Here is a 24,442-nt window from a genome sequence, read left to right as displayed (position 1 = left end):
GGATTTCGATTGTCACGCCCATTCCAGAGCCTCAGGATCGCGCCGTCATCCCCTAGAGGTTCCTCCATGAAGTTCTCCTCGATTCTCTTGTTGTCCCTTGGCCTGGTCAGCGGTATCGCGTCTGCTGGCGGCACCACCGAAGCCGGTGTAGGCGGCGCATTGGGCGGGGTTTTAGGCTCGGTCGTCGGTCAGTCGTTAGGCGGCAGTACAGGTTCCACCATCGGCGCGGCCCTGGGTGGCGCGGGTGGTAGCGCCGTCGGCGCAAACAAGCACAGCCGTGGCGAAGCAGCCCTTGGCGGTGCGTTGGGTGCAGCCGGCGGTAACGTAGTCGGCCGCAGCGTGGGCGGCACCACCGGCAGCCTGATCGGCGCCGCAGCGGGCGGCGGCGCCGGTGGCGCGCTGGGTAACTACATGGGCAAAGAGTACGATCATGATGATGACGGTGATCGTCGTTACTATGGTGGTCGTGATGATCGTCGTTACTACCGTGGCGGCCATCCGGGCCGTGGCCATGCCTATGGCCATCGCAAGCACCACAAGTACTACCGCGACTAAGGCCTCGAGCGCCTCGCTGGTAAGTACTACAAAAATCGCAGCCCAAGGGCTGCGATTTTTTTTGCCTTACTGAACCACCAGACGCTCCAGCGCCCCGCGCAATCCTGCAGGAATCGCCACGGGCTGATTCGACACACGATCGACAAACACATGCACGAAGCGCCCCGCTGCGCAGGCCTCGTCCTCCCCTTGCTTGAACACGGCCAGTTCGTATTGCACCGAACTGTTGCCCAACTTGCCTACCCGCAGACCAATCTCGATCCGGTCCGGGAAAGCAATGGAAGCAAAGTAATCACAGGAAGAACTCACCACGAACCCCACCACCTCACCGTCATGGATATCCAGGCCGCCGACTTCGATCAGGTAAGTGTTCACCGCCGTATCGAAGAAGCTGTAGTAGGTAACGTTGTTCACGTGACCGTAGGCGTCGTTGTCGTGCCAGCGGGTAGTGATGGGCTGGAAGTGCGGATAATCGGTGCGTTGGGGCATCAGCGTTGATTCCTGAGTGGGTTCGCCAGTCTAAGGCGAAACTGCGTTGTATTCATCGCGAGCAGGCTCGCTCCTACATTGGATCTCGACCAGGCGCACTAGCTGTCTTCACCCGATCACCTGTGGGAGCGAGCCTGCTCGCGAAGGCGCCCTCACAGGCGCCGCTTCAATCACTTGTCAGCAAAGCCCTTGCCAGCCGCCGCCAGCTCACTAATCAACCGCGCCGGTTGCCAGTGATCGCCCTGACGTGTCTCAAGGTCCATCAAGCGCCGGTGAATGTCCGCCAGCCCTTGCTGATCCGCCCATGCCATTGGCCCGCCCTTGTCCGCCGGAAAACCGTAACCGTTGAGGTAGACCAGATCGATATCGTGAGCCGACCCGGCGATGCCTTCCTGCAGGATCTTCGCGCCTTCGTTGACCAGTGCCAGCAAGCAGCGCTCGAGAATTTCTTCCGGGCCGATCTCGCGGCGCTGGAACCCCAGTTCCTCACTGACCTGAAGCACCAGTGCGTCGACCAGCGGATCGTGTTCGGCCTGACGACTGCCCGGTTCATAGTGATAAAAGCCGTTGCCACTCTTCTGGCCGAAACGTCCCTGCTCACACAAACGGTTATCCACCTGAACCTCCGGTGCGTCCTGCCCGATCCCGGATAACTGGCGCGAGCGCCATTGCAGGTCGACGCCCACCACGTCGAACATGCGGAACGGCCCCATGGCGAAACCGAAGCCTTGCAGCGCTGCGTCCACCTGGTAAGGATAAGCGCCCTCCAGCAGCATTTTTCGCGCTTCGAGCACATAGGTGTTGAGCATGCGGTTGCCGATGAAACCGTCGCAATTTCCCGCCACCACACTGACCTTGCCCATGCGCCGGCCGAGCGCCAGCGCCGCGTCGAGCACCGCCGGTGCAGTCTGCGCGCCACGGACGATTTCCAGCAGCTTCATGATGTGCGCCGGGCTGAAGAAGTGCAGGCCCAGCACTTGCTGCGGCCGGCGTGTGGCCGCGGCGATGGCATCGATGTCCAGCGCCGAAGTATTGCTCGCCAGAATCGCTTCCGGCTTGAGCAGGCCATCGAGTTCGCGGAAGATTTTCTGCTTGAGCTCAAGGTTTTCGTACACCGCTTCGATGACCAGGTCGACATCGCGGATGGCCGTATAACCCTCTGCCGCCGTAACGCGCGCGACACGGGCATCGGCTTCGCTCTGATCAATACGCCCCTGACGCACGTTGTGGGCGTAGGTGTCCGCTACGGTGGCCAGCGCTTGCTCCAGCATTTGCGGATTGTTGTCGACCCACTGCACGGCCACCCCGGCGTTGGCCAGGCACATGACAATGCCACGGCCCATGGTGCCCGCGCCGATGACGGCGGCGCGCTGAATATTCGACGGTGTCTGGCTCATGTTTTGTTCTCTTGTTGGCGATCCGAAGACAGCCACCACCATAGTCAGCCACCGGGTTTTTTTGAAATTTATTCCTGTGATGAGCAACATTCAGCGGATGGATGTGCCCCTTTGAGTGCACCGCAAATCCCTGTGGGAGCGAGCCTGCTCGCGATGGCGGTGTGTCAGTCGCCATCACTGTTGAATGTGCCGGCCTCATCGCGAGCAGGCTCGCTCCTACACTGACCGTGTTTCAACCAGGTAGATGTTGCTCGGCCCACTCCCGCACCCCGGCATACGGATAATCTTCCAGCGCCGCAAACCCGGGAATCGACCGCGCCTTGAGCTTGGTGAACAGCGGCACGCTGATCCCGCACAGGAACCGTGTCACGCGTTCAGCCGAGGGGACGTTGCCCGTGTGCTGCTCGTGCCTGTGGATAAAACCGCCACACAGCGACTCGAAATTCTTATCCACAAGCGCCGGCAACTCCGGTGGTGCCGGTAGCCGCGCCACTTGCCCATGACACACCGAACAATGCCCGCATTGCTGCGGGGCATTGTGGTCGCCAAAATACTCGGCCAGGCGATAACCCAGGCAACGGTCGGTGGCGAACAGGTCAAGCATCGCGTGAATCCGCGCAACCTCGGTGCGCTCATGCCGAGTGAAATAGCCGTGCAGTTCCTCGCTCAACGTGACGTTGTCGATCCCGCTTTGCAGCACGCTGTAGACCTCGGTCATCTGCTTGCTTTCGAGCTCCACCCAGCCCTTCTCCTGGAAATAATCCAGTGCCTTGACCACCCGACTGCGCTCGGCCCGATGCTGCTCGTACAACGCCTCGAAATTCACCGTGGCCCAGGTCCTGGCGCGGCTGGAAGTCTCGATGATCGCCGCGACAAAATCCCTGCGCTCGCCTTCAAAATGCGCCAATAGCGCCTCGGGCTCCTGCACATACTTGAAACGGTACTCGGCGTAGTAGGCGTAGCGCGGGGCGATCAACCCGCGCAATTCGAGTTGCACCAACAAGGTCTTGAGCGGCAACTGGCGAATGTTGCTCTGATCGGCCAACGGCCCCAGCAGAAACTCCCACTGCCCTTCAGTGGCTGCGGCATGCATCTCGTCAAGCACGCAACGGATGCCATCCAGCTCGGGCGTATCGCCATAGACGAAGTTCTCCAGCACGTTGAGGCTGTCGCGGTTGGCCAACACCAGGCAGTCCGACGGCTGCCCGTCACGCCCGGCGCGGCCGATTTCCTGGCTGTAGTTTTCGATGGATTTGGGCAGGTCGAAATGCACCACGTTGCGGATGTCACTCTTGTCGATGCCCATGCCGAAAGCGATGGTGGCGACGATGCAATTGGACTGCCCGCCCATGAAGCGACGCTGGATCGCTTCCCGTTGCTCATGGGGCAACCCGGCGTGATAGGCCTCGGCCTGAATGCCATTACGGTTCAGGTGTTCGGCGATGTGCTCCGCTGTTTTCTGCAGAGTGACGTAGACAATGCTCGGCTGGTCCGGACGCTGGCTCATCCACTCGACCAGGCGTCTACGCTTGTCCGCTCCGCGAACCGGCTCCACCAGCAAATTGAGGTTCGGGCGATAGAAACCTGTGGTCACCACATCGTCGGCGGCGATGGCGAATTTCGCCTGCATGTCGTCGATGACCTTCGGCGTCGCCGTTGCGGTCAACAGCAATACCTGCGGGATGTTGAACTGGCGTTGATAGTCGGGAAGCTTGAGGTAGTCCGGGCGAAAGTTATGCCCCCATTCGGAAATGCAGTGCGCCTCGTCCACCACCAGCAGTGAAATCGGTACTTGCTGCAAGAAATGCCGGAAGCGCTCGTTCTTCAGGCGCTCCACGGAGATCATCAAAATTTTCAGTTCGCCGGATTTTGCCCGGGCCATGACGTCGCTGACGTCATCGCGGCTCTGGGCCGAATCGATACTGCCCGCCGAGATGCCGTGGCGTTGCAGGAACGCCAGTTGATCCTGCATCAACGCCAGCAACGGCGAGACCACCAGCGTCAGGTGCGGCAGCAACAGCGCCGGCAATTGGTAGCAGAGGGATTTGCCGGAACCGGTGGGAAAAATCGCCGCCGCCGAGCGCCCCGCCAGCACGGCACTGACGGCCGCCTCTTGACCGGGGCGAAACTGTGGATAACCGAAAACCTGTTCCAGGGTGTTGTGCATAAGCTGTCACTCCGTTGACCGCTGCGGTGTCAAAAGCCTAGCCGGCGATCACAGCGAGTCGAGAAAAGGTCGGCGGCAAAAACGATTCAGGATGATACCGCGGATGATTCACTGATAACCCCGTAGGCATTTTTACCGCCAGCGGCTTCGTCACACAAACTTCCGACAGTGTGTAAGCCTTATCCTCGGAACACGATAAATCCCCTACAAAACCTGTCCATTTCAGCCGTCTTGTCGCGCACCGCCATGCCCTTCTATAGTTTCCGGCGCGGCTGAAATCAGTGTCTCGGCCTGCCGGGAACACTTGCCGATTTCGCACAGGACCCACTCGATGAAAAAAACCGACACGCTGACAGCCCGCTATCACCCGCTCAAGACCCGCTACAGCGAAACCCCTGTGCTGGTCATCGATACCGAGGCCGACCCCTTCGAAATCCTCGACGCCGCCCGACAACGCATCCGCGCCGCCAGCGACCTGCTAGAAACACTTTATTGCACGTGTTTCAAACAGGCCGAAGCGAGCGACATCCCGAAGATCGTCGGCGCCCTGTACCTGCTGACCCAGGACGGCAACGACCTGCTCGACATCGCCCGACAGCGCTTGCCGAAGCTCACCGGCTGAAAAACACCACAACCGCCTGTGGGAGCGAGCCTGATCGCGAAGAACGATAACGCAGTGCACTTGTGGATAAGTCTGTCAGCAACGCCCTATCAAAGCTTCGGCAAGGTCCTACAAAAGAAGACACCCAGTCGCCTATCGCGACTAACAACGAACATTTACTGTCTCCCCATCGCTGCAAAATCAGCGATCAGGTTTGGTCACCTGAGAACAACGCACACATGTGTGCCATCATTCGCGCCGCGGACATCTATGTCCTCGTAGTGCATTGCTATGGCGGCTGTGTGCGGGACGCCCTCGGGCGAGCCGGGTTGTTGTTCTCGGTTGACCAAGCCTGCGCACAGTCCGCCTCCCATCGTTTGGTCACGGTGCTGGCGGTTACTTAACAACAATCCGAGTACCTCTGATGCCAACTCTTAATCCGTTTCCAAATCGCTACCGTCCGCTGCAAACAAATCTCACCGACACCACACCGCTAATCATCGACACAGAAGCCAATCCCCAAGACATCCTCGAAGCCGCCCTCCAGCGCATCCGGGCCTCCAGCGACTTGCTGCAAACCCTGCACTGCCAATGCTTCAAACAAGGCGACCTCGAAGACATCCCACACATCACCCACGCGCTCTACCTGCTGACCCAGGACGGCTGCGACCTGCTTAAGGTTGCCCAGCAACGCATGCTGAACTGGAAAGCGCCAGTCTGACGTCATTCACCAGAGTACCAAGTGGCATTATTCTGGCTGTTTAAACACAAAAACAGCTGGAATAATGGCAGTTAGCATCCCTTCATTAAGGAAATCAGCGTCACGAAAATGGCGTCTTTTTCAATGTCCCAACCGCAGCTCACATTTTCCTTTAAATGCTATTATTCTGGCAGTTATAGCGCATTAATGAAGGAATATTGGCATATGGCCAAGAAGACAGCTCCGCTCTTGCCCGCCGCTTCCAGACTACTTTTCGAGTTCGGCGAGCGACTGAAACTCGCTCGCCTGCGCCGCAAACTCACGGCTAAACAAGTCGCCGAGAGGGCGGGCATGTCACTGACAACTTTGCGCTCCCTGGAGTCAGGTGGGTCAGGGGTGACCATCGGAGCCTACCTGTCTGTCATGCAAGTTCTGGGTCTGGAAAAAGACTTGAGCAAACTCGCGGCATCCGATGAAGTGGGCCGTCAACTGCAGGACGCGCAACTGAAATCCAGGACCACCTCCGCCACAGGCTCAAGCCAGCGAGCACGCAGAACGAGTGCATTGAAAAAAAATGCTCCAATACCTGAAAAAGGCACTGGAGTGATTGAAAGTGCCACCACAGCAGATCTATCCGCTGACTACCCCTTCAACACCCACTCGCTTTCCAATCTATTGACCAAGAAAAAAACCAAGTCCACGACAGGTGAGAAATGACTGAGATTGCGGTGTATGCCGATTGGGAGTCCTTGAGTGGACCCAGACGTCTCGGCTTCCTGCATGCCCGAAAGGCCCGCTCCACAGAAGTCTTCGAATTTGAGTACGACAAGGCTGCGCTGGCAGATCCCGAGTTGAACTTCACACCCCTGGACCCTCGAATCGGGCTCTATGAAGGTCGTCAGTTCCCGGGGCAACATCAAAACCGATTTGGCGTGTTCGCTGATTCAAGCCCGGATCGGTGGGGTCAATTACTGATGAAGCGACGACTGGAACGCGATATCCGCGACGGCCTGGCTGCCAAAAGCAGCAAGCTCCACGAGTCAGATTTCCTGTTAGGCGTACATGACCTCTATCGGGTCGGTGCGATCCGCTACAAACTCAATGACCAAGGCAACTTTCTCGATGATCGTGATGGCGTGGCCGCCCCACCCTTCATTGAGTTGCGGGCATTGGAGCAAGCAAGCCGCGCTTTGGAAAACGATCCGGACAACACCTCACTCGATGGCCGCGAGTGGCTGAGAATGCTGATCGCACCTGGAGGCTCACTGGGTGGCGCCCGCCCCAAAGCCAGCGTTGCAGACGAGCAGGGTCACTTGTGGATTGCCAAGTTCCCCAGCACCCGCGATGACTATGACATTGGCGCTTGGGAACTGGTGGTCAATGCCTTGGCCAATCATTGTGGTCTGCGAGTCGCGACCGGTATCGCCCGACGCTATGCCAGTGATCATCACTGCTTCATGGTCAAGCGCTTCGACCGCACTGAACGGGGTGGCCGACTGCACTTTGCCTCAGGCATGACCATGACTGATCGCATTGACGGTGACGATGCCTCAGTCGGCGCGAGCTACCTTGAGTTGGCTGAAGTGCTCATGGAGCACGGCTCGGAAACCAAAGCAGACTTACGGGAATTGTGGTCTCGGATTGTGTTCAACATCCTGGTCTCCAACAGCGACGATCACCTGCGTAACCATGGCTTTATCCTTGATCCGGGTCGTGGATGGCGATTATCTGCCGCCTATGACATGAACCCGGTGGCCTATGCCGACGGCTTGAAGCTCAACATCACCGATACCGATAACGCACTGGATCTGGAGCTGGCCCGGGAAGTGGCAGAGTATTTTCGGGTCAGTCGTGCGGATGCAGAAAACATCATCGACAGCTTCAAAGAAGTTGTCAGCCAATGGCCAACACTAGCGGGGGCATTGGGGCTATCGAAACGTGAGCAGGATAATATGGCGCCTGCATTTCGATTAGCGGAGCCTACGTCATGAACCTCGCCCCCAACCTCCCGGACGACCACTTGATGCAGCAACTCATGCAATTGCTGCATGAAGAACTCGGCTTCCCCGAACGCAAAACCATCAACCTCAGCACCTCGATCAATTTCGACCTGGGCTGCAACGGTGCAGACGCCCGGCATTTGATCGAAACCCTGGAAGACCACTTCGCCATCGATTTCGTGGATTTCGACAGCTATCGCTATTTCCAGCCCGACGGCTTTGACGTGAATCTAAAGCGGAAGGCCAAGGGTCGCGGCGAGAAGGTGCCATTGACCATTGGTATGCTCTACCAGGCCATCAAGGCCCAACGCTGGGACACGCTGGAGCTGGAAGGCTTGTAGCGTCCAAGGCGCATAACGATAAAGACATCGTGTGGACGTACTGATGGGGTTGTTGGCCGCCTTGCTGTGGGAGGGGCACGGATTTTCTGGTGGGGCTCAATGCCCGAGCGGTGGGGGTCAAGCGCGCTGTTTATTTCGGTCAGGCGCTGGGCTTTGCCATCATGAGCCTGCTGCTGATCGCCGTCCCTGCATTCATTCTGCGGTCCATGTCCACCTCCCTTCAGGTCTGGTTGATCAGCCTTGTCGCGGCTGTGTTGACCGTTATCCGGAGCCCTGGCGTTGTCCAAGGCTTTCGCCCTCGGCAAGGCTTCTATCGTCGCTCCCTTGGTGACGTCCTATGGCGTGGTCTCCACGCTGCTGTCTTGGGCCGGTGGCGAGCACATCAACCTGATCCAGCTGTTGTGTATCGCACTCTGCGTGCTTGGGGTGGTGCTGTCGAGCATTCACTCGGACCCGAAAGTCCTGCACACCACGCAGGCGAGCAGTTCCATTGCCTACGCCTTGCTGGCAGTGCTGTTCTACGGCGCCAGTTTCTGGCTGCAGGGCCGCTTCGTCCTGCCGGCGCTTGGGCCGGTGACGATGCTCTGGCTGGCTTACCTAGTCGGCTTGATGGTGTTGGTGGTGATCGTCCTCAGGATCGAGGATGGCCTGAAAATTCCGCCGCTGAAAAACTGCCTGACGTTGACGGGTACGAGCCTGATGAACCTCAGCGGTGTTTCATCGTTTGCCTGGGGTGCGGTGGCCGGCTCGGTGTCGGTGGTGACGGTGACGGTGACGGTGACGGTGACGGTGACAGTGACAGTGACGGTGATCAACACACTGTCGGGCGGGATTGCGGCGATTCTGGGGTATGTGTTTTTCAAGGAACGGTTGGCGAAGGTGCAGGTGCTGGGGGTTGTGCTGGTGTTGGTCGGGGCGTTTGTGCTGCACTTGAAGGCCTGAGACGGAACTCCACTCGCTTCCTGCGGTATTTAATGGACCGAGGCCAGCGCCCCGCAGCAGATTATCAACTGAAAATTAGTGCAGTCCGCGCTCTGAAGGCGCGGACTTTCTAGAGTTAAATGACTAAAACGCATAAGCCTCTATATTCACTGAGTTTCAAGTTCGAAATCGCAATACAGCCGCATAACTATCAGTACCGTCATAAATTGTCCCTCCAACAAGAATAAAATCTTTATCTTGCATCGCAAGACGCTCGCCTCGGCCACGATAAGGGAACCTCACAACCCCATCTAAACCACTGCCAAACACAGGATCTGCATCGCCGTTTTCATGGAAGCGTCCCACAACACCGTCGGTCCCCCCTGGTTCCCTATACCAAATACCAGCCACAACTATTTTTCCATCTTTTTGTACACTCCCCGAATACCACTCTAACTCAAAAGACTTTGGATAATATTTCTCCATATCCAAAGCTCCATTTTCATTTAGCCTGACAATTACCCCTTCCGACGGAGCATCACTAGGAACTGGAGGAAAACCCGGGGGTCGAGTTCTGCCGACCCCCAAAATCATTCCATCTGACTGGATGGTAAGCCCCCAGATTTCCACATTTTTTTTCTCGGCCAAGAGAAGGCCACTGCCATTAAATGTCGTATCCTCATTACCATCCAAATAAAAGCGCTTAAAAAATCCCGCATTGAACAGGTCAGTCTGTTCCTCGTTGGTTCTATTGCAGCACCCACAAACAACCACTCTTTCATACTCCCCCGTTTTTTGTATACCTAAACCAGTTACTTGAAACATTCTCCAAGGCTCCGGCACAGTAATTTCCGCGAACCCTGTACCTTGAAAGCTGAGATCGAGATTTCCATTGGCTTCAAGTCGAATGAGCTGGTGACGCTTTTCTACCTTGTTAGAATGAGCAAGCAGTATTTTCCCATCCGGCAGCAAAACCATATTCGATTGGCCAGTCGCCCCAGCATACCGGGCCTCGCTTTCGGTAGTGGATGGTTTTTGGTCAACATGTTGATCCTGAATATAATCCAATACTTTCACCCCGTTTACTCCGAAACTAATATCAGGGGTGCCATCCATATTGAACCTTGCTAATGCTGCTGATGTGGAATTTTCAGTACCCGAAACAAGAACTTTTCCATCTTTTTGTACCGCTACGCTAAAAACTTGCGCGGACAACCCCGGCGTAAATTCACCAATAATTCCGCCAGAGCCAAATGTGCTATCAACCTTGCCATCTGCTGTAATCCGAGCTAAGAAGTACCGCCTATACCCGGTAAAACCAGCAACGTAGTAGTAATTTTGATAGCCATTCTTGCCCTCTGCCATGGATTGAAAAAAACCATCCGTATGAAGTCGACAAATGCCATCCTCACCATAATCCTTGTCGATATCCCCAGATCTAAAAAAACTATTAGCTTTTAAATCACTCATTTCCATCACCTCAAATTCACATTGCCCCGAAATTGGGACGCCATAGAATTAGAGGCGGACTACCGAACACCGTCTACTGTCAGTTCTTACAGTAAAAAAGCAAAAAACAAGATCATTTTACTATTAGTACAAGTGCAAAAAGTAATAAGCTTCTGGCATAACGACGGATGAAATCCTCGTTCAAAAAAAACATCAAAAAAAAACAGGAACTCACAGAGAAAGTTAAAAATACAAGTAAAAAAAACGCCCAATGCAAGCATTGGGCGCTTAATTACTTTCAGTATTTACCTCATTCGAGGTAGCACTATAGTCAAATTACAACTTTGGACCAGCAGCCTTGATCGCGTCGCTCACTTCGAACTTCTTGAAGTTCTCGATGAACAGGCCGGCCAGTGCTTTGGCGGCTTCGTCGTAGGCGGCTACGTCGGCCCAGGTGTTGCGTGGGTTCAGCAGGCCAGTCTCAACGCCCGGTACGGCCACTGGCACGTCGAGGTTGATGGTGTCCAGGTGCTCGGTCTCGGCACCGATCAGCGCGCCGCTCTGGATCGCGGCGATCACCGCACGGGTGGTCGGGATGTTGAAGCGTTTGCCGACGCCGTAGCCACCGCCGGTCCAGCCGGTGTTGACCAGGTAGACCTTGGAGCCGAAGCCGCGGATGCGCTTGATCAGCAGCTCAGCGTATTCGCCGGCCGGACGCGGGAAGAACGGTGCGCCGAAGCAGGTGGAGAAGGTCGACTTGATGCCGCTGCCCGAACCCATTTCGGTCGAACCGACCAGCGCGGTGTAACCGGACAGGAAGTGGTAGGCCGCTTGTTCTTCGTTGAGGATCGACACTGGCGGCAGCACGCCGGTCAGGTCGCAGGTCAGGAAGATCACAGCGTTCGGCTCGCCACCGAGGTTCTTCTCGGAACGCTTGGCAACGTGCTCCAGCGGGTAGGCGGCGCGGCTGTTCTGGGTCAGGCTGACATCGGCGTAGTCGGCGTGCTTGGCGTCGTCGATAACGACGTTTTCCAATACCGCGCCGTGCTTGATGGCTTTCCAGATAACCGGCTCGTTCTTCTCGGACAGGTCGATGCACTTGGCATAGCAACCGCCTTCGATGTTGAACACAACGCCTTCGCCCCAGCCGTGTTCGTCGTCACCGATCAGGTAACGGCTTTCGTCGGCCGACAGGGTGGTTTTACCAGTGCCGGACAGACCGAAGAACAGGGTCACGTCGCCTTCTTCGCCGATGTTGGCGGCGCAGTGCATTGGCAGTACGTCGGCAGCCGGCAGCAGGAAGTTCTGCACCGAGAACATGGCTTTCTTCATTTCACCGGCGTAACGCATGCCGGCGATCAGCACTTTCTTCTGTGCGAAGTTGAGGATCACGCAGCCGTCGGAGTTGGTGCCGTCACGCTCTGGCACGCACTCGAAGTTGGCAACGTTGAGGACCTGCCACTCGTCACGACCCGCCGGGTTGTACTGAGCAGGGTTGATGAACAGGCAACGGCCGAACAGGTTCTGCCAGGCAGTCTGGGTGGTCATCTTCACGGCCAGGTAGTGCTCGGAAGCCGCACCTACATGCACGTGGGAAACGAAATGCTCTTGCGCGTTGTTGAATGCCTCAACGCGAGCCCACAGGGCGTCGAACTTGTCGGCCGGGAACTTGCGGTTGATCGGGCCCCAGGCGATGGCGGCCTGGGTGCTTGGCTCTTCAACGATGAAACGGTCGACTGGCGAACGGCCGGTACGGTGACCGGTACGAACAACCAGTGCGCCGGTATCGGCAAGCTCGCCTTCACCGCGGTTGAGGGCTTCTTTAACCAGATCATCAACACTCAGATCGGTGTACACGGCATTGTTGGCTTGCGTCATGAGGTTCCCCGTCGGCCAGTGGCCGAGTGCTCCAAACGTTTTTGTAGTAGAAAGTCGTGCACTACTACCGCGAAAAAAGTGGGCCGGATTATGCCAGAAAAGCCCAAAAAGAGTAGGCCCCTCCTGTCGTAACGGCGTTAATCCGGCGCAAGGCAGTGAATTTACCTGCGCTGAACCGTTTTAGTGACGGGTATCTGACGGCGTCTCGATACCCGCGCCGGCGAACAATTGAGTGACATCGGCCGCGTCAAACAGGTAGCGCTGGTTGCAGAACTGGCAATCGATTTCGATGTTGCCACCGTGTTCGACCACCAATTGCTGCGCGTCTTCCATACCCAGACTGACCAGCGCATTGGCCGAACGTTCGCGCGAGCAGCTGCAACGGAAGCGCAGCTTCTGCACATCGAACAGACGCACCTGCTCGTCGTGGTACAGGCGATGCAGCACGGTTTCATTGTCCAGGCTCAACAGCTCGTCGGCAGTCAGCGTACCGCCCAGGGTGGTGATGTGCTGCCAGCTGGCGGCGCGTTCGTCTTCGTCTTTCAAACGGTCGGCCGGCAGTTGCTGCAGCAACAGGCCACGGGCACGACGACCATCGGCGCAGAGCTTGATGCGGGTGCCAATCTGCTGGGACATGACGAAGTAGTTGGTGAAGCAGTCGGACAACGTTTCGCCATCCAGGTCGACGACGCCCTGGTAGCGTTGGCCCCGTTTCGGGTCGACTGTCAATGTCAGCGAGCCGTCCGGCATCAGGTCAGCCAGGGTAGCGTCGGGGGCAATGCGGTCGGCCTCGTAACGGGCCAGGCCACGGATGTCGCGCTCGCTGGAGCATTCGATCATCAGCAACGGGATAGGGCCTTCGGAGCGTGCCTGCAGAATCAGCAGGCCATCGAATTTCAACGTGCCGACCAGCAACGATGCGGCCGCCATCAGCTCGCCGAGCAGTTGCGCGACCGGCTGCGGGTAGGCGTGTTTGGCCAGGACTTCGGCGTAGCTGAGCTCCAACGAGACCAGCTCGCCACGGGTGTCGCTGTCATCGAAGATGAAGCGTTGGGTGAAGTCGTTATCCGCGTGATCGGTCATAGGTCTGGGTATCTGAAGTAGTGAAAATGGTTACAGGAAACAAGAAATTGACCTTGCGCCACCCCTCGGGTGCGCAACGTTCAGCCATGAAAGGCATTTTATGAACAATCCGGGCCTGATCCAAGCAAGGTGGAACAGGCGCTGATGGGTTCCGGGTCGTTTCCCGCTCTGTACTGCTGGCAATGTGGTTATGGCCTACAGGTCAGAGACTGTGTGTGATTTTCGACGAGCGGCAATATCGTCCATGCGATGCACTGCTGGCCAGGCACAGATATGGATGCGCAGCGGGTCAATTGCAAGTCTTGGCCTGAAGGCACGGTGAAACCTGGCGAGTGCGCGGCACTCGCCCGAGAAATATCTGTATCAGTCGTCGTTACTGCTGCCACGAAACTTGAACAGATCCCGCCGCTGTTTTTTGCTCGGCTTACCGTCGGTACTCACGCCCAGGGCTCCGGCCTTTCTTTGCGCCGCGGCCTCTTCGCGCTTGGCGATGCTGGCCAGGGTTTCGGCATACAAGGTTTGCGCCTGCGGTGCGCCACGACGAACGATCGACAGTGCCATGACTACCACCGTACGCTCCTCGAAACCGGTGCGAATCACAAATTCGTCGCCAATACGCGGCTCTTTACCCGGCTTGCAGCGCTCGCCCCGGCAATGCACCTTGCCGCTTTCAATCGCCGCCTTGGCCAGGGCACGGGTTTTGTAGAATCGTGCAGCCCACAACCATTTATCGAGGCGGACTTTGTCGTCCTCTTCGTTTTTTTGTGCCATGGAATTTCCTCATTCTGAAATATTGGTGAACTGTACTACCGTTTCTGACGTACCAAGAATTTCACCGGCTCGCATTACAATGCTGACATTCCATAACCTCCTGGCGAGGCTGGAAATCCGGGCCGTAGATATCTGTCGCCTTTTAATCATTATTCTGCGTGAATACCGCGAATCCGGCCGCATGCGGCCCGAGCGGTTTCTACCGGTTGAGCACTATTGAAGACATTTGACCATTTGACCGTTGTCGGTCTGCGCGAGTGGGTGGCGCTCCCGGATTTGGGAGTCGCCGGCCTTCGGGCAAAAATCGACACCGGTGCCAGCACCTCAAGCCTCCACGCCACCGAAATCGAGCCGTTCGAGCGCGATGGTGAGCAGTGGGTGCGCTTTACCGCCCACCTGGGTTCCGTCGTACAACTGCGCCACCGACGCTGCGAAGCTCCGTTGGTGACGATGAAAACCATTAAAAGCTCAAACGGTCACGCGCAGGTGCGATACGTGATCAGCACTACCCTGGCCCTTGGTGATCGGGTCTGGCGGGTCGAGTTCACGCTCGCCTGCCGCAAGTCCATGCGTTATCGCCTGTTGCTCGGTTCCAAAGCCCTGATCCACGGCCAGTTGGTGGTCAATCCGGGCATCAAGTATGTACAAGACAAGCCGGTGTTCCCGGTATCTACCTCCTCCACAGGTGTTGCATGAAGATCGCTGTGCTGTCGCGGAATCCGCGTCTGTATTCCACCCGTCGTCTGGTCGAAGCCGGTACCGAGCGTGGCCATGAAATGGTGGTGGTCGACACCTTGCGCGCCTACATGAACATCGCCAGCCACAAGCCGCAGATCCACTACCGCGGCAAACCGCTGGAGGGTTTCGATGCGGTGATCCCACGGATCGGTGCATCCGTGACCTTTTATGGCTGCGCCGTGCTGCGTCAGTTCGAAATGATGGGGGTGTTCCCGCTTAACGAATCGGTGGCCATTGCCCGTTCGCGGGACAAGCTGCGCTCGCTGCAATTGCTGTCCCGGCGCGGGATCGGCTTGCCGGTTACCGGGTTTGCCCACTCCCCCGATGACATTCCCGACCTGATCGAAATGGTCAACGGCGCGCCGTTGGTGATCAAGGTGCTGGAAGGCACCCAGGGCATCGGCGTGGTGCTGTGCGAAACCGCGACGGCGGCAGAGTCGGTAATCGAGGCGTTCATGGGCCTCAAGCAGAACATCATGGTTCAGGAGTACATCAAGGAAGCCGGTGGTGCGGACATTCGCTGCTTCGTCGTCGGCGACAAGGTGATTGCAGCGATGAAGCGCCAGGCCAAGCCCGGCGAATTCCGCTCAAACCTGCATCGCGGTGGCAGCGCGAGCCTGATCAAGATCACACCGGAAGAGCGCATGACGGCGTTGCGTGCGGCGAAGGTCATGGGATTGGCGGTGGCGGGTGTGGATATCCTGCGTTCCAATCACGGGCCGTTGGTGATGGAAGTGAATTCGTCACCGGGGCTTGAGGGGATTGAGACCACCACCGGGAAGAATGTGGCAGGGATCATCATCGAGCATCTGGAGAAGAATGGCGGGCCGAATATGACGCGGACCAAAGGGAAGGGTTAAGCCTCAAGCTTTGTGGCGGCAGGGATGCCGCCATCGCGAGCAGGCTCGCTCCCACAGTGGATCGTTGGCGGATGCAAATTTAGCATCCAACGCCAATCAGTGTGGGAGCGAGCCTGCTCGCGAAGAGGCCCTTTGCCTCACCGAAGAACTACGGCCTTAAACGGCATCCCGCGGCAGCATCAACCCCAACGGCAACCGCACCCGCGCTTCCAGCCCTCCGCCCGAGCGGTTACGCAACTCAACGTTGCCGCCATGCATCGAAGCAATCCGCTTCACGATTGCCAATCCCAACCCGGTTCCCTTGCCACCCCGGGCACGATCACCCCGGGTGAACGGGTTGAAAATCGCCTCCAGCTCCGAAGGATCGATCCCGGCGCCACGGTCCATGACGCTCAGCACCACATACGGCGCGCTGGTGTCCCCGGATACATACGCTGCTACCTCCACACCGCTACCGGCATGATGCAACGCATTGCCGATCAGGTTGTTCAGCAGTCGCTTCATCGACACACGACGCAATGGGAACGGCTGGATGGGTTCCAGACGCAATCGCACTTTTTCTTCGGTCTGGTTATACGGTGCAGCAACTTCACGGACCAGGTCGCTCAGGTCAACCTCTTCCACCGACTCGTCGCGCCCGTCACGAATGAACGCCAGGAACTGATCGAGAATCGCGTCCATGTCTTCAATGTCACGCACCATGTCATCGGTCAGGTCGGTGTGATCGCCCATCAGTTCCAGGGACAGGCGCAAGCGGGTCAGCGGCGTGCGCAAGTCGTGGGAAACCCCCGCCAGCATCAGTTCACGCTCGCGACCGGCCTGCTCGACGTCTTCGGCCATCTGGTTGAAGGCGCGGTAAACCTCGGTCATCTCACTCGGCGTATCGCTGATTGGCAGGCGCACGCTGCGGCCCTGGCCGAGTTGCCGCGCGGCATACACCAGACGCTTCAAAGGTTGATTGAGCTGGCTGACGAAGATCCAGGCCGAAGCGGTGGACAGCAGGCCAATTGCGAGGAACCAGCCCAGCACGTTCCAGATTTTCTGGCCGCGCAACGGATGGGGATAAAGCGGTACTTTCAACCATCCATCGCCCAGGCTTGGCGCCCGGACCCACAGCGCCGGTGGCGAATGCATGCGCAGCCGCACTTCAGTATCGGCACCCAGTTCCGCCTGCATCTGCCGCTGATAGATCTCGCTGTAAGGCCAGTGCTGTTCACCTTCCGGCACGCCGGCACCCACCACCCGGATCAGGGTCGCGGCCTCGGCGATCTTGCCGCGGTTTTCTTCATCGGCAGCCCAATAGGCACGCAGCGTCAGGGCGACACCGTGGCTGTACTGGCGGTCCACCAGCACGTCTTCGTTCATCAGCAGATAAACCAGGGTCAGTGCCTTGGAGAAGAGTACGACGATGAGCACCAGCCAAAGGGTGCGGGAGAAGAAGCTCTGGGGGAACCAAACGGGGGTTTTCATGGATAACCGTTAAACACTTGCAGGAGCGAGCGATGCTCGCATATTGCGGATCGCGAGTCTGCGGACAGGATCGATTGATCCGTTGTCCGCATGACCCGCTCCTACAAATCGCCAATCACTTGGTGGCGGTACCATCCGGTACAAACACATAACCCACGCCCCAGACAGTCTGGATGTAACGCGGTTTGGACGGATCGGGTTCGATCATCCGGCGCAGACGGGAAATCTGCACATCGATGGAGCGCTCCAGGGCATCCCACTCGCGGCCACGGGCCAGGTTCATCAACTTGTCGCGGGTCAGCGGTTGACGGGCGTTCATTACCAGGGCCTTGAGCACAGCGAATTCACCGGTGGTGAGCATGTGCACTTCTTCGCCGCGCTTGAGCTCGCGGGTGGCCAGGGACAACTCGTAGTCACCGAAGGTCACGCTTTCGTCTTCGCTGCCCGGGGCGCCAGGCACCGGAGCCGACTGACGACGCAAGACCGCCTTGACGCGAGCCATCAGCTCATCGGGGTTGAACGGCTTGGCCAGGTAATCGTCGGCGCCCAGCTCCAGGCCCTTGATACGGCTCAGTTCGTCGCCCTTGGCGGTGAGCATGATGATCGGAATCTGGTTGTTCGCGCTACGCAGGCGGCGGCAGGCGGTCAGGCCGTCTTCGCCGGGCAACATCAGGTCGAGGACGACCAGGTTGAACACTTCGCGCGCCAGCAGGCGATCCATTTGCTCAGTGTTCGGTACGGCGCGGGCGCGGTAGCCCTTGCTGACGAAAAAACGCTCCAGCAGGCTGCTGAGCCCCGGATCGTCGTCAACGATAAGAATTTTTTCGCCTTCAGCAGTTTGTGCAGTGCTGCTCATTGGATGCTCCTTTGATCTCGGCACGCATTATGGCGTAGCTGCCGTTATACGCACCGTGTGCATTGTTAGCAGATTTTTCCTCTAGCGCCAGAAAACCGGCCATTGCACCTGCAACCCGCGATGTCCCCGAATGCCGGAACGCTGGTTATAATGCGCGGCCTTTTGTGTCAGGCAACATCAGACAGGTACTACAGACGGACACCATTTATTTTCATGGCGTCGGCAGTAATTGTTCGATTTCACGGGTCAACGGGATACCTTTTGATCCAGGTAGCGGCGCAGGCCAGGCCGCTCAACCAGACTCGTCAAGGCCCTATCTCTGCGCCTGCGAGCCTGCTTTCACAATTTGTCAGGTGGTTTTATGGACAGCATCAACAGCCGCATCGCCGAGGAACTCGGTGTACGCCCACAACAGGTCGAAGCGGCCGTCGCGCTACTCGATGAAGGCTCTACCGTTCCCTTCATCGCCCGTTACCGGAAAGAAGTGACCGGCAGCCTCGATGACATCCAGTTGCGTCATCTGGAAGAGCGCCTGCGCTATCTGCGAGAACTCGACGAACGGCGTACCAGCATCCTCGCCAGCATCCAGGAGCAGGGCAAGCTGACCCCTGCACTTGAACGCGACATCAAACTCGCCGACACCAAGACCCGTCTCGAAGACTTGTACCTGCCGTACAAGCAGAAGCGCCGCACCAAGGGCCAGATCGCCCTGGAAGCCGGCCTCGGCGAGCTGGCCGACGGCCTGTTCAACGACCCGTCCCTGAGCCCGGAAACCGAAGCCGCACGCTTCATCGATGCGCAAAAAGGCGTGGCCGATGTGAAGGCCGCCCTCGAAGGCGCCAAGTACATCCTGATGGAACGCTTCGCCGAAGACGCAGGCCTCTTGGACAAGCTGCGCAACTACCTCAAGCAGGAAGCCACCCTCAGTGCCCGCGTGATCGCCGGCAAGGAAGAGGAAGGCGCCAAGTTCCGCGACTATTTCGAACACGACGAACCGCTCAAAAGCATGCCGTCGCACCGCGCGCTGGCGATTTTCCGTGGCCGTAACGAAGGCATCCTCAGCTCCGCGCTGAAAGTCGGCGACGAACTGCCGGGCACCATGCACCCGTGCGAAGGCATGATCGGCCAGCAATTCGGCATCCAGAACCAGAACCGCGCCGCCGACAAATGGCTGGGCGAAGTGGTGCGCTGGACCTGGAAGGTCAAGCTCTACACCCACCTGGAGACCGATCTGCTGGGCGAGCTGCGCGATGGCGCGGAAACCGAAGCGATCAACGTATTCGCCCACAACCTGCACGACCTGCTGCTGTCGGCCCCGGCCGGCCCGCGCGCCACTTTGGGCCTCGACCCGGGCCTGCGTACCGGTTGCAAGGTCGCCGTGGTCGACTCCACCGGCAAGCTGCTGGATCACGCCACGGTTTACCCGCACGTGCCGCACAACAAGTGGGACCAGACCCTCGCCGTGCTCGCCGCCCTGTGCGCCAAGCACTCGGTGGACCTGATCGCCATCGGCAACGGTACTGCCAGCCGCGAGACCGACAAGCTGGCCGCTGAACTGATCAAAAAATACCCGGCCATGAAGATGACCAAGGTCATGGTTTCCGAGGCCGGTGCATCGGTTTACTCGGCATCGGAGCTGGCCTCCAAGGAATTCCCGGACCTCGACGTGTCGATCCGTGGCGCCGTGTCGATTGCCCGTCGCCTGCAAGACCCGCTGGCCGAGCTTGTGAAGATCGATCCGAAATCCATCGGTGTCGGCCAGTACCAGCACGACGTGTCGCAACTGAAACTGGCCCGTGGCCTGGATGCGGTGGTCGAGGACTGCGTGAACGCCGTCGGCGTGGATGTGAACACCGCGTCCGTAGCGCTGCTGGCACGGATCTCCGGCCTCAACGCGACCCTGGCGCAGAACATCGTCAGCCACCGCGACGAGCACGGTGCGTTCAAGACTCGCGCGGCACTGAAGAAAGTCGCGCGCCTGGGCGAGAAAACCTTCGAACAGGCCGCCGGATTCCTGCGCGTCATGAACGGCGAAAACCCGCTGGACTCGTCGGCCGTTCACCCGGAAGCCTATCCGCTGGTTCAGCGCATCGCCGCCGAAACCGACCGTGACATCCGCTCGCTGATTGGCGATGCCACGTTCCTCAAGCGTCTCGACCCGAAGAAGTACACCGATGAAACCTTCGGTCTGCCGACGGTCACCGACATCCTGCAAGAGCTTGAAAAGCCTGGACGTGACCCGCGTCCCGAGTTCAAGACCGCCGAGTTCCAGGAAGGCGTCGAAGACCTCAAGGACCTGCAGCTGGGCATGATCCTCGAAGGCGTGGTGACCAACGTGACCAACTTCGGTGCCTTCGTCGATATCGGCGTGCATCAGGACGGCTTGGTGCACATCTCCGCGCTTTCGGAGAAATTCATCAAGGATCCTCGCGAAGCGGTGAAGGCCGGTGACGTGGTGAAAGTGAAGGTCATGGAAGTCGACATCCCGCGTAAACGCGTGGGCCTGTCGATGCGCATGAGCGACACACCGGGCGAGAAAATCGACGGCGCTCGTGGTGCGCGTCCGGGGTCGGCGCCGCGCCAGTCCCAGAACACCGCACCACGCAAGGAAACCACCGCAGCGGCTCCGAGCAACAACGCCATGGCTTCGCTTTTCGCCAACGCCAAGCAGTTGAAGAAACGCTGATGGACATTCCCGCCGGGCTGACCGAAAGCGCGTTTTTCAAGCTGCTGGGCTGCCGCTTGCACAGTCTGGAAACCGGGGTGGCGCAAGTCGCCCTGGCGCTGGAGCCCGAACTGCGCAATCGCGGCGGCAAGCTGCACGGCGGGGCCTTGTTCAGCCTGGTGGACATTGCCATGGGGCTGGCCTGCTCCAGTACCCACGGCTTTGACCAGCAGAGCGCAACCATCGAGTGCAAGATCAACTACATCCGCGCCGTCTCAAACGGCGAGGTGATGTGCACGGCGCGGGTGATCCACCCGGGTCGCCGCACATTGGTGGTCGAGGCCGATGTGGTGCAGGGCGACAAACTGGTCGCAAAAGCACAAGGCACGTTCGCTGTCCTGTAGCTACTCGTCATCATTTTGAGTTAATTTCGGCGTTGTGACCGCAGCGTCGGAGTTTCCTGTGGGAGCGAGCCTGCTCGCGAAGGCGATGTGCCAGTCGAGGTCGATGCTGACTGATACTCCCTCTTCGCGAGCAGGCTCGCTCCCACAGGGATTGTGCAATTCCTGACCGATCGGCATGAGGCCTGTGCGGCGCCAAAACCAGGCGAAAACGCCAGTTTTAACTTCACCCTTGTAGACCGTCTTGCCCACCCCCATATTGGGGCGACTGACGCGTGAAGGAATCCAACTTGAGCGAACTTCTCAACCGCCGCCTGGCTCTGCTCGGCGAGCGCGCTAACCTCTCTCTGCTCGAACAGTGCCTTCACGGCATCGAACGTGAATGCCTGCGCGTGACCGATGAAGGTCGCCTGGCGCAAACGCCGCACCCGGAAGAATTGGGTTCCGCGCTGACCAATGAACAGATCACCACCGACTATTCCGAGTCGCTGCTGGAGTTCATCACCCCGGCCCTGCCCGATCCTGCCGATACGTTGGCGAGCCTGGACAGCATTCACCGCTTTGCCTACAGCAAGCTCGGCAACGAGTATCTGTGGAGCCCATCGATGCCGTGCCCGTTGCCGGCCGAGGAAGACATCCCGATCGCCTATTACGGCACGTCCAATATCGGGCAGCTCAAGTACGTGTACCGCAAGGGCCTGGCCCTGCGTTACGGCAAGACCATGCAGTGCATTGCCGGCATCCACTACAACTTTTCCCTGCCGGAAAAACTCTGGCCGTTGCTCAAGCAGGCCGAAGGCTTTGTCGGCACCGACCGCGATTTCCAGTCGTCGTCCTACATCGCGCTGATCCGCAACTTCCGCCGCTACAGCTGGCTGCTGATGTACCTGTTCGGTGCTTCACCGGCACTGGACGCCGGCTTCCTGCGCGGTCGCTCGCACCAGTTGGAACAACTGGACCCGCAAACCCTGTACCTGCCGTACGCCACCAGCCTGCGCATGAGTGACCTGGGTTACCAGAGCAACGCCCAGGCCGGCCTGACGCCGTGCTACAACGATCTGAACAGCTACACCGACAGCCTGCGCAAAGCGGTGGCCACGCCGTATGCGCCGTACGTCGAAGTCGGCACCCACCAGGATGGCGAGTGGGTGCAGCTCAACACCAACATCCTGCAGATCGAAAACGAGTACTACTCCAACATCCGTCCGAAACGCGTGACCTACACCGGCGAGCGCCCTATCCAGGCGCTGATGGCCCGTGGCATCCAGTACGTCGAAGTACGTTGCCTGGACATCAACCCGTTCCTGCCGATGGGCATCGACCTTACCGAGTCGCGCTTCCTCGATGCGTTCCTGCTGTACTGCGCGCTCAATGACAGCCCACTGCTGACCAACACCAGTTGCGGCAACGCGACCTCGAACTTCCTTAGCGTGGTCAAGGAAGGTCGTCGCCCGGGCCTGCAACTGCAACGGGACGGCCAGCCGGTTGACCTGAAGGAATGGGCCGGCGAGCTGCTGGAAAAAATCGCGCCTCTGGCGGCGATGCTCGACCAGAGCCATGGCGGTGATGCCCACAGCAAGGCGCTGGACACCCAGATGGCCAAGGTCCTGGACCCGTCCCTGACACCGTCGGCCCAGGTATTGGCGGCGATGGCCGAGCACAATGAAAGCTTCGCCCAGTTCTCCCTGCGCCAGAGCCAGGCCCACGCCGAGTTCTTCCGTAGCGAACCGTTGCCGGCTGAGGAACAGGCGAAGTTTGAACAGCGGGCGCGTTCGTCGCTGGCTGAGCAGGCTGAACTGGAGCAGAACGAAGTCGGTGATTTCGATGTGTTTGTCGGGGCGTACCAGGCGAGCATTCTGGCGATCAGCAACTGATCCTCGAAGGTCCTGCGGACCTTATCGCTAGCAGGCTAGCGCCCACAGTGGATTTTCAGTGTCGCACAATTGTGTGAACACCCTTGAACCCTGTGGGAGCCAGCCTGCTGGCGATTGACCGCAAAGCGGTCGCTCTTGGAATATTCCTCTCATAAGCTAATTCGAAAAAGTTATTTATTTTCGAATTCTTAGATCATTTAGTCTCTTTCTCACGCCGACGCTCGGTCGCCTGACAAGGAGCTTTCTGATGAAACTGACTTTCCCTCTTCGCTTGCTGGCGGCCGCTTCCTTGGCAACCGCGAGCTTTTTTGTCCAGGCGGCCGACTTCACCGTCGCCTACCAGACCACCGTCGACCCGGCGAAAGTCGCCCAGGCTGACGGTGCTTACGAAAAGGCCACCAAGGCCGACATCAGCTGGCGAAAATTCGACAACGGTGCCGACATCATCGCCGCCATCGCCTCGGGCGACGTGCAGATCGGCTATCTCGGCTCCAGCCCCCTGACCGCTGCGATCACCCGTAAAGTGCCAGTGGAAACTTTCCTCATCGCCACCCAGATCGGCGCCGCCGAAGCCCTGGTCGCCCGCGACGGTTCCGGGATCAAGACCCCGCAAGACCTGATCGGCAAGAAGATCGCCGTGCCGTTTGTATCCACCGGCCACTACAGCCTGCTCGCCGCGCTGAAACACTGGAACATCGACCCGTCGAAAGTCACCGTTCTCAACCTGGCTCCACCCGCGATCATTGCCGCCTGGAAGCGCGGTGACATCGACGCCACGTACGTATGGGATCCGGCCCTCGGGGTCGCCAAGGAAAATGGCAAGGTACTGATCACCTCCGGCGAGCTGGCCAAGTTCGGCGCACCGACCTTCGACGCCTGGATCGTGCGCAAGGATTTCGCCGAGAAGCACCCGGAGATCGTCACCGCGTTCGCCAAAGTGACCCTCGATGCCTACGCCGATTACCGCAAAGACCCGCAAGCCTGGCTCGCCAACCAGGGCAACGTCGACAAGCTGGTAAAACTGTCGGGTGCCAAGGCCAGCGACATTCCGCTGCTGCTACAAGGCAACGTCTACCCGCTGGCGGCTGACCAAGTGCTCAGCCTCGGCGTGCCGACCACCAAGGCCATCACCGACACCGCGGCGTTCCTCAAGGAACAAGGCAAGGTCGAAGCCGTGCTGCCGGACTACGCGCCGTACGTCAGCGCCAAATTCATCACCCACTGAT

The 24,442-nt window shown here is 58.6% G+C and carries 21 protein-coding genes and 1 pseudogene; 13 read left to right on the top strand and 9 right to left on the bottom strand.

The window, feature by feature from the left end:
• The first annotated feature begins 66 nt into the window (after positions 1 to 66).
• Positions 67 to 555: a glycine zipper domain-containing protein gene (locus ACM6J5_RS06975; RefSeq protein WP_095942259.1), complete on the top strand. Its 489-nt coding sequence runs from the start codon at positions 67 to 69 to the stop codon at positions 553 to 555.
• 66 nt (positions 556 to 621) lie between these two features.
• On the opposite strand, the gene ACM6J5_RS06970 is transcribed toward ACM6J5_RS06975, so the two are convergent.
• From ACM6J5_RS06970 to ACM6J5_RS06960, 3 genes are all read right to left on the bottom strand, one after another.
• Positions 622 to 1,044 carry an acyl-CoA thioesterase gene (locus ACM6J5_RS06970; RefSeq protein WP_414928066.1) on the bottom strand — a complete coding sequence of 141 codons (423 nt, stop codon included), beginning with the start codon at positions 1,042 to 1,044 and terminating at the stop codon, positions 622 to 624.
• Positions 1,045 to 1,214: 170 nt separating this feature from the next.
• Positions 1,215 to 2,441, bottom strand: a complete 1,227-nt coding sequence (locus ACM6J5_RS06965) for a 3-hydroxyacyl-CoA dehydrogenase NAD-binding domain-containing protein (RefSeq protein ID WP_414928065.1) — start codon at positions 2,439 to 2,441, stop codon at positions 1,215 to 1,217.
• 232 nt (positions 2,442 to 2,673) lie between these two features.
• The gene (locus ACM6J5_RS06960) at positions 2,674 to 4,608 is read right to left on the bottom strand and encodes an ATP-dependent DNA helicase RecQ (RefSeq protein WP_414928064.1); all 1,935 of its coding nucleotides are present in this window, start codon (positions 4,606 to 4,608) and stop codon (positions 2,674 to 2,676) included.
• Between the two features lie 331 nt (positions 4,609 to 4,939).
• On the opposite strand from ACM6J5_RS06960, the gene ACM6J5_RS06955 reads away from it, so the two are divergent.
• The 6 genes and pseudogenes from ACM6J5_RS06955 to ACM6J5_RS06930 all read left to right on the top strand — a co-directional run bounded on the left by ACM6J5_RS06955 (position 4,940) and on the right by ACM6J5_RS06930 (position 9,192).
• Positions 4,940 to 5,230 carry a hypothetical protein gene (locus ACM6J5_RS06955; RefSeq protein ID WP_095942255.1) on the top strand — a complete coding sequence of 97 codons (291 nt, stop codon included), beginning with the start codon at positions 4,940 to 4,942 and terminating at the stop codon, positions 5,228 to 5,230.
• A gap of 403 nt (positions 5,231 to 5,633) precedes the next feature.
• Positions 5,634 to 5,930, top strand: a complete 297-nt coding sequence (locus ACM6J5_RS06950; protein WP_414928063.1) for a hypothetical protein — start codon at positions 5,634 to 5,636, stop codon at positions 5,928 to 5,930.
• A gap of 204 nt (positions 5,931 to 6,134) precedes the next feature.
• Positions 6,135 to 6,626, top strand: a complete 492-nt coding sequence (locus ACM6J5_RS06945; RefSeq protein WP_095942253.1) for a helix-turn-helix domain-containing protein — start codon at positions 6,135 to 6,137, stop codon at positions 6,624 to 6,626.
• Entirely contained in the window at positions 6,623 to 7,900 is a 1,278-nt protein-coding gene (locus ACM6J5_RS06940) for a type II toxin-antitoxin system HipA family toxin (RefSeq protein WP_414928062.1), read from the top strand. Before ACM6J5_RS06945 ends, ACM6J5_RS06940 begins: the two co-directional genes overlap by 4 nt.
• The gene (locus ACM6J5_RS06935; protein ID WP_414928061.1) at positions 7,897 to 8,250 is read left to right on the top strand and encodes a DUF1493 family protein; all 354 of its coding nucleotides are present in this window, start codon (positions 7,897 to 7,899) and stop codon (positions 8,248 to 8,250) included. The genes ACM6J5_RS06940 and ACM6J5_RS06935 overlap by 4 nt, the downstream gene beginning before the upstream one ends.
• Before the next feature lie 43 nt (positions 8,251 to 8,293).
• Positions 8,294 to 9,192, top strand: a pseudogene (locus tag ACM6J5_RS06930) (EamA family transporter).
• Positions 9,193 to 9,348: 156 nt separating this feature from the next.
• On the opposite strand, the gene ACM6J5_RS06925 reads toward ACM6J5_RS06930, so the two are convergent.
• The 4 genes from ACM6J5_RS06925 to ACM6J5_RS06910 all read right to left on the bottom strand — a co-directional run bounded on the left by ACM6J5_RS06925 (position 9,349) and on the right by ACM6J5_RS06910 (position 14,352).
• Entirely contained in the window at positions 9,349 to 10,641 is a 1,293-nt protein-coding gene (locus ACM6J5_RS06925) for a hypothetical protein (protein WP_172435300.1), read from the bottom strand.
• 315 nt (positions 10,642 to 10,956) lie between these two features.
• On the bottom strand, positions 10,957 to 12,498 hold the full coding sequence (locus ACM6J5_RS06920; RefSeq protein ID WP_095942249.1) for a phosphoenolpyruvate carboxykinase: 1,542 nt from the start codon (positions 12,496 to 12,498) through the stop codon (positions 10,957 to 10,959).
• 180 nt (positions 12,499 to 12,678) lie between these two features.
• Positions 12,679 to 13,581, bottom strand: coding sequence for an Hsp33 family molecular chaperone HslO (gene hslO / locus ACM6J5_RS06915; protein WP_095942248.1), 903 nt, complete (start codon positions 13,579 to 13,581; stop codon positions 12,679 to 12,681).
• A 363-nt stretch (positions 13,582 to 13,944) separates the two neighbouring features.
• On the bottom strand, positions 13,945 to 14,352 hold the full coding sequence (locus tag ACM6J5_RS06910; protein WP_095942247.1) for an RNA-binding S4 domain-containing protein: 408 nt from the start codon (positions 14,350 to 14,352) through the stop codon (positions 13,945 to 13,947).
• Positions 14,353 to 14,586: 234 nt separating this feature from the next.
• On the opposite strand from ACM6J5_RS06910, the gene ACM6J5_RS06905 reads away from it, so the two are divergent.
• Positions 14,587 to 15,048, top strand: coding sequence for an ATP-dependent zinc protease (locus ACM6J5_RS06905; RefSeq protein WP_080925313.1), 462 nt, complete (start codon positions 14,587 to 14,589; stop codon positions 15,046 to 15,048).
• Complete coding sequence (rimK, locus tag ACM6J5_RS06900; RefSeq protein ID WP_007972871.1) at positions 15,045 to 15,950, top strand: 30S ribosomal protein S6--L-glutamate ligase; 906 nt, start codon at positions 15,045 to 15,047, stop codon at positions 15,948 to 15,950. Before ACM6J5_RS06905 ends, rimK begins: the two co-directional genes overlap by 4 nt.
• 156 nt (positions 15,951 to 16,106) lie before the next feature.
• Here rimK and ACM6J5_RS06895 read toward each other — a convergent pair whose 3' ends face one another.
• The gene (locus ACM6J5_RS06895; RefSeq protein ID WP_095942246.1) at positions 16,107 to 17,420 is read right to left on the bottom strand and encodes an ATP-binding protein; all 1,314 of its coding nucleotides are present in this window, start codon (positions 17,418 to 17,420) and stop codon (positions 16,107 to 16,109) included.
• Between the two features lie 115 nt (positions 17,421 to 17,535).
• Complete coding sequence (gene ompR, locus ACM6J5_RS06890; RefSeq protein ID WP_046040787.1) at positions 17,536 to 18,276, bottom strand: two-component system response regulator OmpR; 741 nt, start codon at positions 18,274 to 18,276, stop codon at positions 17,536 to 17,538.
• A 361-nt stretch (positions 18,277 to 18,637) separates the two neighbouring features.
• Between ompR and ACM6J5_RS06885 the strand changes: the two genes are divergently transcribed.
• The 4 genes from ACM6J5_RS06885 to tauA all read left to right on the top strand — a co-directional run bounded on the left by ACM6J5_RS06885 (position 18,638) and on the right by tauA (position 24,441).
• Entirely contained in the window at positions 18,638 to 20,962 is a 2,325-nt protein-coding gene (locus ACM6J5_RS06885; protein ID WP_095942245.1) for a Tex family protein, read from the top strand.
• Positions 20,962 to 21,345 (top strand): PaaI family thioesterase, encoded by a 384-nt coding sequence (locus ACM6J5_RS06880; protein ID WP_414928060.1) that lies wholly within the window; start codon positions 20,962 to 20,964, stop codon positions 21,343 to 21,345. The genes ACM6J5_RS06885 and ACM6J5_RS06880 overlap by 1 nt, the downstream gene beginning before the upstream one ends.
• Before the next feature lie 287 nt (positions 21,346 to 21,632).
• Positions 21,633 to 23,216: a glutamate--cysteine ligase gene (gshA, locus tag ACM6J5_RS06875; protein WP_414928059.1), complete on the top strand. Its 1,584-nt coding sequence runs from the start codon at positions 21,633 to 21,635 to the stop codon at positions 23,214 to 23,216.
• A gap of 247 nt (positions 23,217 to 23,463) precedes the next feature.
• Entirely contained in the window at positions 23,464 to 24,441 is a 978-nt protein-coding gene (gene tauA / locus ACM6J5_RS06870; RefSeq protein ID WP_414928058.1) for a taurine ABC transporter substrate-binding protein, read from the top strand.
• The last annotated feature ends 1 nt before the right edge of the window (position 24,442 follow it).

The sequence above is a fragment of the Pseudomonas sp. IT-P74 genome, from assembly GCF_949768175.1.
In the GTDB taxonomy this organism is placed as follows: Bacteria; Pseudomonadota; Gammaproteobacteria; order Pseudomonadales; family Pseudomonadaceae; genus Aquipseudomonas.
This window is presented reverse-complemented; position numbering and strand designations above follow the sequence as displayed.

Excerpts from the sequence above, each read along its gene's own strand:
- ACM6J5_RS06880 (WP_414928060.1), top strand. The coding sequence starts at position 20,962 with ATGGACATTCCCGCCGGGCTGACCGAAAGCGCGTTTTTCAAGCTGCTG.
- ACM6J5_RS06950 (WP_414928063.1), top strand. The coding sequence starts at position 5,634 with ATGCCAACTCTTAATCCGTTTCCAAATCGCTACCGTCCGCTGCAAACA.
- ACM6J5_RS06970 (WP_414928066.1), bottom strand. The coding sequence starts at position 1,044 with ATGCCCCAACGCACCGATTATCCGCACTTCCAGCCCATCACTACCCGC.
- ACM6J5_RS06925 (WP_172435300.1), bottom strand. The coding sequence starts at position 10,641 with ATGAGTGATTTAAAAGCTAATAGTTTTTTTAGATCTGGGGATATCGAC.
- ompR (WP_046040787.1), bottom strand. The coding sequence starts at position 18,276 with ATGAGCAGCACTGCACAAACTGCTGAAGGCGAAAAAATTCTTATCGTT.
- ACM6J5_RS06935 (WP_414928061.1), top strand. The coding sequence starts at position 7,897 with ATGAACCTCGCCCCCAACCTCCCGGACGACCACTTGATGCAGCAACTC.
- ACM6J5_RS06920 (WP_095942249.1), bottom strand. The coding sequence starts at position 12,498 with ATGACGCAAGCCAACAATGCCGTGTACACCGATCTGAGTGTTGATGAT.
- ACM6J5_RS06965 (WP_414928065.1), bottom strand. The coding sequence starts at position 2,441 with ATGAGCCAGACACCGTCGAATATTCAGCGCGCCGCCGTCATCGGCGCG.
- ACM6J5_RS06955 (WP_095942255.1), top strand. The coding sequence starts at position 4,940 with ATGAAAAAAACCGACACGCTGACAGCCCGCTATCACCCGCTCAAGACC.
- ACM6J5_RS06885 (WP_095942245.1), top strand. The coding sequence starts at position 18,638 with ATGGACAGCATCAACAGCCGCATCGCCGAGGAACTCGGTGTACGCCCA.
- ACM6J5_RS06960 (WP_414928064.1), bottom strand. The coding sequence starts at position 4,608 with ATGCACAACACCCTGGAACAGGTTTTCGGTTATCCACAGTTTCGCCCC.
- ACM6J5_RS06975 (WP_095942259.1), top strand. The coding sequence starts at position 67 with ATGAAGTTCTCCTCGATTCTCTTGTTGTCCCTTGGCCTGGTCAGCGGT.
- ACM6J5_RS06940 (WP_414928062.1), top strand. The coding sequence starts at position 6,623 with ATGACTGAGATTGCGGTGTATGCCGATTGGGAGTCCTTGAGTGGACCC.
- ACM6J5_RS06910 (WP_095942247.1), bottom strand. The coding sequence starts at position 14,352 with ATGGCACAAAAAAACGAAGAGGACGACAAAGTCCGCCTCGATAAATGG.
- ACM6J5_RS06895 (WP_095942246.1), bottom strand. The coding sequence starts at position 17,420 with ATGAAAACCCCCGTTTGGTTCCCCCAGAGCTTCTTCTCCCGCACCCTT.
- rimK (WP_007972871.1), top strand. The coding sequence starts at position 15,045 with ATGAAGATCGCTGTGCTGTCGCGGAATCCGCGTCTGTATTCCACCCGT.
- ACM6J5_RS06945 (WP_095942253.1), top strand. The coding sequence starts at position 6,135 with ATGGCCAAGAAGACAGCTCCGCTCTTGCCCGCCGCTTCCAGACTACTT.
- tauA (WP_414928058.1), top strand. The coding sequence starts at position 23,464 with ATGAAACTGACTTTCCCTCTTCGCTTGCTGGCGGCCGCTTCCTTGGCA.
- hslO (WP_095942248.1), bottom strand. The coding sequence starts at position 13,581 with ATGACCGATCACGCGGATAACGACTTCACCCAACGCTTCATCTTCGAT.